Genomic DNA, 785 nt, shown 5'->3' with positions numbered 1-785 from the left:
AGAGAGGCCCAAGTGAGATTAGCTAGTTGGTGAGGTAAAGGCTCACCAAGGCGACGATCTCTAGCTGTTCTGAGAGGAAGATCAGCCACACTGGGACTGAGACACGGCCCAGACTCCTACGGGAGGCAGCAGTGGGGAATATTGCACAATGGGGGAAACCCTGATGCAGCCATGCCGCGTGTGTGAAGAAGGCCTTCGGGTTGTAAAGCACTTTCAGTTGTGAGGAAAAGTGAGTAGTTAATACCTGCTCACCGTGACGTTAGCAACAGAAGAAGCACCGGCTAACTCCGTGCCAGCAGCCGCGGTAATACGGAGGGTGCGAGCGTTAATCGGAATTACTGGGCGTAAAGCGCACGCAGGCGGTTTGTTAAGCTAGATGTGAAAGCCCCGGGCTCAACCTGGGACGGTCATTTAGAACTGGCAGACTAGAGTCTTGGAGAGGGGAGTGGAATTCCAGGTGTAGCGGTGAAATGCGTAGATATCTGGAGGAACATCAGTGGCGAAGGCGACTCCCTGGCCAAAGACTGACGCTCATGTGCGAAAGTGTGGGTAGCGAACAGGATTAGATACCCTGGTAGTCCACACCGTAAACGCTGTCTACTAGCTGTTTGTGACTTTAAGTCGTGAGTAGCGAAGCTAACGCGATAAGTAGACCGCCTGGGGAGTACGGCCGCAAGGTTAAAACTCAAATGAATTGACGGGGGCCCGCACAAGCGGTGGAGCATGTGGTTTAATTCGATGCAACGCGAAGAACCTTACCTACACTTGACATGCAGAGAACTTTC

General features: G+C 52.7%; 1 rRNA gene. It reads left to right on the top strand.

The annotated features are described in order from the left end of the window. A 16S ribosomal RNA gene (locus GTW09_RS17380) occupies positions 1-785 on the top strand; the annotation flags it as partial.

The sequence above is a fragment of the Alteromonas hispanica genome (genome assembly GCF_010500915.1).
Lineage (GTDB): Bacteria > Pseudomonadota > Gammaproteobacteria > Enterobacterales > Alteromonadaceae > Alteromonas > Alteromonas hispanica.
This window is presented reverse-complemented; position numbering and strand designations above follow the sequence as displayed.